The 9,393-nt window shown below is 71.9% G+C and carries 10 protein-coding genes; 5 read left to right on the forward strand and 5 right to left on the reverse strand.

The annotated features are described in order from the left end of the window. Positions 1-58: 58 nt before the first annotated feature. The 4 genes from ACWGIU_RS19615 to ACWGIU_RS19630 form a co-directional block, all read right to left on the reverse strand. Positions 59-664 carry a MarC family protein gene (locus ACWGIU_RS19615; RefSeq protein WP_453707471.1) on the reverse strand — a complete coding sequence of 202 codons (606 nt, stop codon included), beginning with the start codon at positions 662-664 and terminating at the stop codon, positions 59-61. 75 nt (positions 665-739) lie between these two features. After that, on the reverse strand, positions 740-1,603 hold the full coding sequence (locus ACWGIU_RS19620; RefSeq protein WP_453707473.1) for a PHP domain-containing protein: 864 nt from the start codon (positions 1,601-1,603) through the stop codon (positions 740-742). A gap of 62 nt (positions 1,604-1,665) precedes the next feature. Continuing rightward, the gene (locus ACWGIU_RS19625; protein ID WP_453707475.1) at positions 1,666-2,310 is read right to left on the reverse strand and encodes a DUF6758 family protein; all 645 of its coding nucleotides are present in this window, start codon (positions 2,308-2,310) and stop codon (positions 1,666-1,668) included. A 60-nt stretch (positions 2,311-2,370) separates the two neighbouring features. Next, on the reverse strand, positions 2,371-2,955 hold the full coding sequence (locus ACWGIU_RS19630; protein WP_314243712.1) for a suppressor of fused domain protein: 585 nt from the start codon (positions 2,953-2,955) through the stop codon (positions 2,371-2,373). 390 nt (positions 2,956-3,345) lie between these two features. Here ACWGIU_RS19630 and ACWGIU_RS19635 point away from each other — a divergent pair, with 390 nt between their 5' ends. Next, the gene (locus ACWGIU_RS19635; RefSeq protein ID WP_453707478.1) at positions 3,346-4,461 is read left to right on the forward strand and encodes a magnesium and cobalt transport protein CorA; all 1,116 of its coding nucleotides are present in this window, start codon (positions 3,346-3,348) and stop codon (positions 4,459-4,461) included. 58 nt (positions 4,462-4,519) lie between these two features. Further along, on the forward strand, positions 4,520-5,035 hold the full coding sequence (locus tag ACWGIU_RS19640) for a hypothetical protein (protein WP_453707480.1): 516 nt from the start codon (positions 4,520-4,522) through the stop codon (positions 5,033-5,035). Between the two features lie 211 nt (positions 5,036-5,246). On the opposite strand, the gene ACWGIU_RS19645 is transcribed toward ACWGIU_RS19640, so the two are convergent. After that, positions 5,247-6,062 (reverse strand): hypothetical protein, encoded by an 816-nt coding sequence (locus ACWGIU_RS19645; protein WP_453707482.1) that lies wholly within the window; start codon positions 6,060-6,062, stop codon positions 5,247-5,249. 163 nt (positions 6,063-6,225) lie between these two features. On the opposite strand from ACWGIU_RS19645, the gene ACWGIU_RS19650 reads away from it, so the two are divergent. The 3 genes from ACWGIU_RS19650 (at position 6,226) to ACWGIU_RS19660 (ending at position 9,382) form a co-directional block, all read left to right on the forward strand. Next, a complete protein-coding gene (locus ACWGIU_RS19650; RefSeq protein ID WP_266604616.1) occupies positions 6,226-7,497 on the forward strand; it encodes a magnesium transporter MgtE N-terminal domain-containing protein in 1,272 nt (423 codons plus the stop codon). A gap of 85 nt (positions 7,498-7,582) precedes the next feature. Beyond that, on the forward strand, positions 7,583-8,179 hold the full coding sequence (locus ACWGIU_RS19655; protein WP_453707484.1) for a DUF1003 domain-containing protein: 597 nt from the start codon (positions 7,583-7,585) through the stop codon (positions 8,177-8,179). A gap of 87 nt (positions 8,180-8,266) precedes the next feature. Next, on the forward strand, positions 8,267-9,382 hold the full coding sequence (locus tag ACWGIU_RS19660; RefSeq protein ID WP_453707486.1) for an Mrp/NBP35 family ATP-binding protein: 1,116 nt from the start codon (positions 8,267-8,269) through the stop codon (positions 9,380-9,382). Positions 9,383-9,393 lie beyond the last annotated feature (11 nt).

Genomic DNA, 9,393 nt, shown 5'->3' on the forward strand with positions numbered 1-9,393 from the left:
CCGTTCCGGTGCGGGGGCGTTCGCATGAGCGGCCGCGTACGGCAGGGGCGGCCGGGCCTCAGGCCGCGCCGACCACCTGGAGCACGCCGTTGATGATCTGCTGGACGGCGATCGCCGAGAGCATCATGCCGGCGAGCCGGGTGACGAGCACGACGCCGCCGTCCTTGATGACCCGGATGATCACCAGCGAGTAACGCATGGTGATCCACAGCACGACGTGCATGGCGACGATCGCGGCCCAGACCGAGACCTGTCCGGCGGCGCCGTCGGCCTTCTGGACGGCGAGGATCACCGACACGATCGCGCCGGGGCCGGCCAGCAGCGGCATGCCGAGCGGGACCAGGGCCACGTTCACGTCCTTGGTCTGCTTCGGCTCGTCGTTCTTGCCGGTGAGCAGGTCCAGGGCGATGAGCAGGAGCAGCAGACCACCGGCGATCATCAGCGCCGGGACGGAGACGTGCAGGTAGTCCAGGATCTGCTGGCCGCAGACACCGAAGACCGCGATGACGCCGAAGGCCACGCAGACGGCCTGCCAGGCCATGCGGCGCTGCACCTTGACGGGGCGGCCGGAGGTCAGCGCGAGGAAGATCGGCGTGATCCCCGGCGGGTCCATAATCACAAAAAGGGTGAGAAAAAGGGATCCGAAGACGGCGAAATCAAACACAGCGATGCCTTGCAGAAGAGAGGGGTGTCGCGAAGAAGAGGGGTGGGACGGGTGGAGCGGGCCGGATCCGGCCGGTCAGCGCTCGCGTCCGCCGGCGCCCGGCACCGGGAAGGCCCCCGTCGCACGGCGCGTGATCTCGCCGTAGATCTCGGGGTCCGTCGTGTACTCCCCGAGCCGGCAGGTCTTGCGGCTGCCGTGGTAGTCGCTGGATCCGGTGGCCAGCAGGCCCAGGTCCGCCGCCAGGCCGCGCATCCGCGTGCGGGTGTCGGTGTCGTGGTCCATGTGGTCCACCTCGATGCCGTCCAGGCCCGCGGTCGCCAGCTCGGCTATCGCGGACTCGGAGACGCACCGGCCGCGCTTCGCGGCGGCGGGGTGCGCGAGGACGGTGACCCCGCCGGCCGCCTTGACCAGGCGCACGGCCTCGAACGGGTCGAGCTCGTGCTTCTCGGCGTACGCGCGACCGCCGTCGGCGAGCCAGTCGGGCGTGAAGGCGTCCGAGACGGTGGGTACGACGCCCAGCTCGACGAGGGCGGTGGCGATGTGCGGCCGCCCGACCGAGCCGTCACCGGCGATCCTGGCCACCTGCTCCCAGGTGACGTCGACGCCGAGTTCCCGGAGCTTGCCGATCATGGTCCGGGCGCGGGGGGTGCGGTCGTCGCGGACGAGCTCACGCTCCCGCGCCAGCTCGGGCTCCTCGGGGTCGAAGAGGTACGCGAGCATGTGCACGCCGACGCCGTCGAGCCGGCAGGAGAGTTCGGCCCCGGTCACCAGCGTCAGTCCGGCGGGCAGGGCCGCGAGGGCCTCGCCGTATCCACGCACGGTGTCGTGGTCGGTCAGCGCGACCACGTCCAGCCCGGCGCCGGCGGCATTGCGCACCAGTTCGGCGGGGGTGTCCGTACCGTCGGAGGCCGTGGAGTGGGCGTGCAGGTCGATGCGCACAGCCTGGCTCCATGGGTCGTACGTACGGGGGACACTCCAGGATAACCGGGCCGCGGGGCCCCTCAGGCAGGACCCAGGATGCGCGGGCTCAGGGCCCCGCACGGAACGAGCTCGACCTCGGCTCCCGCGTCGCGCAGGTCGGTGAGGACGAGCTCGTCGTACATCAGCAGGCCGGACTGCTCCGGCCAGACGATCGCCCAGAGCCACAGGCCGCACGCCTCGCCGGCGAAGACGGCCCGGTCGTCGGGGCCGCCCTTCACGTGCCACAGCGGTGTCGGCCGGCCCGCCGCCACCACCTTGGCGTGGGGCGGCGCCGATACGTCGATGGACGAGCCGGGGTCGACGCCGTCGATGCCCGCGTACCGCGCGCCCAGGCCGACGCCCAGCTCCTCCGCGATCAGCAGCAGCTCACCGATTCCGCCCAGCGGGCCGGGACCCGAACAGGCCACCGCCGTGGCCCGGCCGCCGCTGCGGTCGTCACCTGCGGACGCTACGCCGGTGAACAGCCACCCCACCGGCAGCGGCCAGGGCATCCACACCGGCACCCGCGTCCGGTGCACCACCACGCTCAGGCCTTCGACACTGGGTGGGATGACGGGTTGCAGGGGGTGGACAGCGCCGTGCACCGCGCACTGCCAGGAGTCGGAGAAGAGTCCGGGCGCCCTGACCCGGCCACCGCACTTCGGGCAACTTGGTTCACCCCTCATAGGAAGCCACGCTCCTCCCCGCCCGGCGCCCAGTCAAGGCACGCTCACCCGTCCGGGCCCTCAGTCCAGTGCGACGGCGCTACGCAAAGGGTCCCGCAAGTCCGTTCCGCGCGCGAGCCAGCGTTCCTGCAGGGCGGCCGCTCCGTGCACGCGCTTCCAGGCGGCCTCGTTCGCCGTCATCGGCAGCAGGGGGAGGAACTGGACCGGATCCATGGGCTCGTCGAGCTCCAGGTCCTCGACGAGACCACCGGGTTCCGCCACGAGGACGGAGCTGAAGGGGGCCCCGTCCCAGAGCGGTTCGCCCACGTCCAGCGAGGCCCCGGGGGCCACGATCAACCCCTCGACCTGGGGGGACGCGGCCAGCACCGCGAGGGGCCGCAGGAGTTTGTCGGTGGCCGCGAGTCCGGCCCGTACGGTCAGCACGAGCTCGGCTCGCGGGCCCCGAACGGGGTCGGCGACCACGGCGGTCGGATCGGTCATCGGGTGCGCGGACATCCCGAGGGTCGCGTACCGCACGAGGTCACCCTCGGCGAAACGGAGTACCTCGATGCGGTCGGTGCCCAGGAAGGTGACGGCGGCGCGTGCGTCGGGTTCACCGAACGCCGTGCGCAGCCGGGCCTCCACGAGGGCCAGAATTTCTGCCATGAAGCGAGCATAGAACTCGTATCAGGCGGGTAAAGGGCGGGTCTTGACCATCCGTCGGCTGATAGTGTTGACAGCTGTTCGGGGCCGCACGCAGAAGCGGTATTTCAGCGCCCCGGCAACAGGACGTCCCTCACGGGGGACCGGCCGGAGGAGGTGGGGCTGCGGTGGACCGAAGTCGATCGTGCAGTACCAATCGCTCTTCCACTTCTGTTACGGGCGCTTCCCGCCCCCTTTGATCTGCTCGATCCGTCTGATCCGCCGATCAGTAGAAGAGCGACGGCAGAACGTTGTCCTCCCGTCCTGTTCCCTCCCCCTGCCTGGGCCTGCCCGCCCGCGGTGGAGGGTCTCCCACCCGTACGGTCCACAGCCGTGCGCGAGAAGGAGCCTGCCATGTCGATGCTGCCCTACCTGCGCGCGGCCGTTCGCCCGGCCCTGCGCAGGGCCACCCCCGTACAGCCCGGCTACGACACCACCCGCGACCCGTCGGCGAGCAGCGCGGTGGTCGACTGCGCCGTGTACCGCGCCGGGCGGCGGGTGCCGGGTCCGGCGTGTCTGACGCCCCGTGAGGCGATCCGCCGGGTCCGCGAGGACGGCGGGTTCGCCTGGATCGGCCTGCACGAGCCGACGGAGGCCGAGTTCGCCGGGATCGCCGCGACCTTCGGACTGCACCCGCTGGCCGTGGAGGACGCGGTGCACGCGCACCAGCGGCCGAAGCTGGAGCGCTACGACGACACGCTCTTCACCGTGTTCAAGACGATCCACTACGTCGACCACGCCGAACTGACCGCCACCAGCGAGGTGGTGGAGACCGGCGAGGTGATGTGCTTCACCGGCCCCGACTTCGTCATCACCGTCCGGCACGGCGGACAGGGGTCCCTCAAGGGGCTGCGCCACCGCCTCCAGGACGACCCGGACCTGCTCGCCAAGGGCCCCTCGGCGGTCCTGCACTCCATCGCCGACCACGTGGTCGACGGCTACATCGCGGTCGCGGCGGCGGTGCAGGACGACATCGACGAGGTGGAGAGCGAGGTCTTCGCCGCCCCTGCCAAGGGCAGTGCGCGCGGCGGCGACGCGGGCCGCATCTACCAGCTCAAGCGCGAGGTGCTGGAGTTCAAGCGGGCGGTCTCGCCGCTGCTGCGTCCGATGGAGCTGCTGAGCGAGCGGCCGATGCGGCTGGTGGACCCGGACATCCAGAAGTACTTCCGCGATGTCGCCGACCACTTGGCGCGGGTACACGAGCAGGTGGTGGGCTTCGACGAACTGCTGAACTCGATCCTCCAGGCCAACCTCGCGCAGGCGACGGTCGCCCAGAACGAGGACATGCGCAAGATCACCTCCTGGGCCGCGATCATCGCGGTGCCGACGATGATCTGCGGCGTGTACGGGATGAACTTCGACCACATGCCGGAGCTCCACTGGCGCTACGGCTATCCGATGGTGATGGCCGCGATCGCCGCCTCCTGCTTCACCATCCACCGCGCGCTGCGCCGTCACGGCTGGCTGTGACGGCGGTCCGTCGCGGACACCCGCCCGCCCGGGGGGAGCGACCCCCTACCCTGTCGGCATGACTCTCAGCACGCTCGACCTGGCCCTCGTCGAGGAGGCCACCAAGAAGTCCGGCCTGATCTGGGTGCGCGGCGACGGGGCCGACCGCGCCCTGTGGCACGCCTGGGTGGAGGGGGCGGCCCATGTGCTGGGCGACGGGCCCGGCGAGCAGCCGTTCCCGGGGCTGGCGGACGGCGCGCGTGCCGAGGTCACCGTGCGGAGCAAGGACAAGGGCGGCCGGCTGGTGGCCTGGACGGCGACGGTACGGGAACTCCCGCCGCGGGGCGAGGAGTGGGCGGCGGCCGTCGCCGAGCTCAAGGGCAAGCGGCTGAACGCGCCCGACTCCGAGGAGATGACCGAGCGGTGGGCGCGGGAGTGCCGACTGCTGCGGCTGGAGCCGGAATCGGTCCGGGCACAGCTCCCGGACGGCTCGCTCGTCGCCGTCCCGCTGCCGTCCCCGGCGACGACCCGCCGGGCCGTTCCGGCGGGCCTGCCGAAGCTGCTGCTGAAGCGCAGGAAGGCCGCGCGCGGCTGACAGCCGCCCCCCGGCAAGGGTTGACGGGTGTGTGCCCGGGTGCTCCCGGCAGAGCGGCGAACGACGTTCCCCCCTCCCGCCGGCCCCCGCCGCGTCGGCTCCCGGGAGACGCCCCAGCACGCCCAGCCCCACCCCGCGCGGCCCCGCCCCGGCATCAGCGGACCCGCCCGCCTGCGGCACTGCCGGTCCGCCCGCGCGCCGACCGCGCGATCTACGGCTTGGTGGGGTTCGCGCCCTGGCCGGAGCCCTTGGAGGGCGCCGGGACGGGGGCGCCACCCTGATCCTTGGTCGTCGGCAGCTGGGAGCCGTAGTCGACCGTCTGGTCCTGCGCGGGCGCCTCCAGCGGGAACGTCTTGCCCCACTCGGCGAGTTCCACCCGCCCGGCGCCGCCCGCCCGCTCCATCAGCAGCGGGTACGGGGTGCCCTCCAGGGAGACCGAGAGCTTGCCGCCCTTGCCCGCGTCCGCCGTGACCTGGACCGCGCGGGTGTGCCCGACCTTGGTGTAGGAGCCCTTGGCGAGCTTGCCCTCCAGCCCGAGCAGCCCGTCCAGCAGCACGTCCATGTCGGTGAAGCCGCGGAACTGCTTGTACGAGGGGTCGCCCTCGGGCACCTTCACGAACTTGTCGCCCAGCTTGCCGGCCGAGTCGGACTGGCCCCAGAACGCCGCGCTCGCCTTGAGGTACAGCTGCTCCCCCACGCGCAGCAGCTGGAAGGTGTCGTCGTTGGACTTCACCTCGCCGGAGCCGCCGTCCGACTTGAGCCGCATGTCGAGGGTGAAGGACTTGCCGCCGCTCACCAGCGTGCCGGACAGGTGCACCGAGTCGGCTTCCGTCGCGGCCGCCTTCGCCTTCGCCTCGATCTTGTCGGCGGAGAGCTTGCCGACGCCGTTCGTGCCCTCGTCGGGGTCCTCCCCGCAGCCCGTCCCGGTGACGGCGAGGCCCGCGCACAGCACACCGATGAACGCGGCCCGGCGCAGCCGCGCGGCAGGGAAGTAGGCGGTCACGGGCGGGTGCCTCTCGTCGGACATCTGCGAGCAGCAGGCAGCGTACCCGCCCGTACATCGCGGCCCGCGACCGCGCCCCGGTGTGCACGGGCCCCCGGGCGGACCGCCCCACCAGGACGCTTTCCCCCGGCACGGGCTAGCCTGAGGGGCGGCACGACTCTTGATCGACGCACTAGGAGGCGCTCGGATGGTTGCAGGCGCCCCGCGGATCTTCGTCTCGCATCTGTCGGGTGTGCCCGTCTTCGATCCCAACGGCGACCAGGTCGGCCGGGTCCGCGACCTCGTCGCGATGCTCCGGGTCGGCGGCCGCCCGCCGCGACTGCTGGGCCTGGTGGTCGAGGTCGTCAGCCGGCGGCGGATCTTCCTGCCGATGACCCGGGTCACCGGTGTGGAGTCCGGGCAGGTCATCACCACCGGTGTGATCAACATGCGGCGGTTCGAGCAGCGCCCGACCGAACGCCTGGTCCTGGGCGAGCTGCTGGACCGGCGGGTGACGCTGGTCGCGAGCGGCGAGGAGGTCACCGTCCTGGACGTGGCCATCCAGCAGCTGCCGGCCCGCCGGGACTGGGAGATCGACCGGATCTTCGTACGGAAGGGCAAGTCGGGGGCGCTGCGCCGGCGCGGCGAGGCCCTGACGGTGGAGTGGTCGGCGGTGACGGGCTTCTCGCTGGAGGAGCACGGGCAGGGCGCCGAGAACCTGGTCGCCACCTTCGAGCAGATGCGCCCGGCGGACGTGGCGAACGTACTGCACCACCTGACGCCGAAGCGGCGCGCCGAGGTGGCCAACGCCCTCGACGACGACCGGCTCGCGGACGTGCTGGAGGAGCTCCCCGAGGACGAGCAGGTGGAGATCCTCGGCAAGCTGAAGGAGGAGCGCGCCGCCGACGTCCTGGAGGCGATGGACCCGGACGACGCCGCCGACCTGCTCTCGGAGCTGCCGGAGGACGACAAGGAGCGGCTGCTGACGCTGATGCAGCCGGACGACGCGGCCGACGTGCGCCGCCTGCTGTCCTACGAGGAGAACACCGCCGGCGGTCTGATGACCACCGAGCCGATCGTGCTGCGGCCCGACGCGACGGTCGCCGACGCGCTGGCCCGTGTACGCCAGGCGGACCTGTCTCCGGCGCTGGCGGCGCAGGTGTACGTGTGCCGGCCGCCGGACGAGACGCCGACGGGCAAGTACCTGGGTACGGTGCACTTCCAGCGGCTGCTGCGGGACCCTCCGTTCACGCTGGTCAGCTCGATCGTGGACACGGACCTGCCGCCGCTGCGGCCGAACGCCTCGCTGCCCGCGGTCACCACGCACCTCGCCGCCTACAACATGGTGGCCGTGCCGGTGGTCGACGAGAGCGGTTCCCTGCTGGGCGCGGTGACCGTGGACGACGTGCTGGACCACCTGCTGCCGGACGACTGGCGGGAGACGGACTTCCATTCCGAGGAGGCCCTCGGTGGCCGCTGAGCGAGGACGCTTCGACCGGGGGCGCGGCGAGCAGGCGCGCGAGCGGCGCCGCGAGCAGATCCGGGAGCGGCGCGAGCAGGCGCGGATGCAGGCGCGCGAACACGGGCTGGCGGCGGACGCGGCGGAACGTGCCGGCGAGCGCGCGGCGAGGTCGTCGGGCGCCGGGTCGAGCGCACTGACGCGCTCGCGGGTGCGCCTGGACCTGCCGCGCGCGCCGCGCCGGTCGCTGCTGCCCGAGTACGACCCGGAGGCCTTCGGGCGGCTGTCGGAGCGGGTGGCGCGGTTCCTGGGCACCGGCCGGTTCATCGTCTGGATGACCCTGGTCATCATCGTCTGGGTGCTGTGGAACATCTTCGCGCCGGACGGGCTGCGGTTCGACCCGTACCCGTTCATCTTCCTGACGCTGATGCTGTCGCTCCAGGCCTCCTACGCGGCTCCGCTGATCCTGCTCGCGCAGAACCGGCAGGACGACCGCGACCGGGTCACCCACGAGCAGGACCGCAAGCAGAACGAGCGGTCCATCGCCGACACCGAGTACCTGACCCGGGAAATCGCGGCCTTGCGGATGGGCCTGGGCGAGGTCGCCACCCGCGACTGGATCAGGTCCGAGTTCCAGGACCTGATCAAGGAAATGGACGAGCGCCGTCTATTCCCCGCCGAACGTGACGAAGGCGACCGCTGACGGGCTTTCCTGCGGCCTGCTACCGAGCCGTACCATCGGGGCATGGCTACCGACACAAGCTCCGCCGCCGTGCCTGAGCAGGACGCGATCCTGGACGCGCTGGCGACGGTGAACGACCCCGAGATCCACCGGCCGATCACCGAGCTCGGCATGGTCAAATCGGTGGAGATCGGTGAGGGCGGCGAGGTCGCCGTCACGGTCTACCTCACGGTGTCGGGCTGCCCCATGCGCGAGACCATCACCAACAACGTCACCGAGGCCGTCGAGAAGGTCGCGGGCGTCACCTCCGTCGCCGTCACCCTCGACGTGATGAGCGACGAGCAGCGCAAGGACCTGGCGGCCACGCTGCGCGGCGGCACCGCCGAGCGCGAGGTGCCCTTCGCCAAGCCGGGCTCGCTGACCCGGGTGTACGCGGTCGCGTCCGGCAAGGGCGGTGTCGGCAAATCCTCCGTCACGGTGAACCTGGCCGCGGCGATGGCGGCCGACGGCCTGAAGGTCGGCGTGGTCGACGCGGACATCTACGGCCACAGCGTGCCGCGCATGCTGGGTGTGGACGGCCGTCCGACCCAGGTCGAGAACATGATCATGCCGCCGTCGGCGCACGGCGTGAAGGTCATCTCCATCGGCATGTTCACCCCGGGCAACGCCCCGGTGGTGTGGCGCGGGCCCATGCTGCACCGCGCCCTCCAGCAGTTCCTGGCGGACGTGTTCTGGGGCGACCTGGACGTGCTCCTGCTGGACCTGCCGCCGGGCACGGGCGACATCGCGATCTCCGTGGCCCAGCTGGTGCCCAACGCGGAGATCCTCGTCGTCACCACCCCGCAGCAGGCCGCGGCCGAGGTCGCGGAGCGGGCCGGCTCCATCGCCGTACAGACCCACCAGAAGATCGTCGGCGTGGTCGAGAACATGTCGGGCCTGCCGTGCCCGCACTGCGACGAGATGGTGGACGTCTTCGGCTCGGGCGGTGGCCAGAAGGTCGCCGACGGCCTGACCAAGACGGTCGGCGCGACGGTGCCGGTGCTGGGCTCGATCCCGATCGACGTGCGGCTGCGCGAGGGCGGCGACGAGGGCAAGCCCGTCGTGCTGTCCGACCCGGACTCCCCGGCCGGTGCGGCCCTGCGCGCGATCGCGGGCAAGCTGGGCGGCCGTGCGCGCGGCCTGTCGGGCATGTCCCTGGGCATCACCCCGCGCAACAAGTTCTGACCGTCCGTACC

Source organism: Streptomyces sp. NPDC054840, from assembly GCF_053611065.1.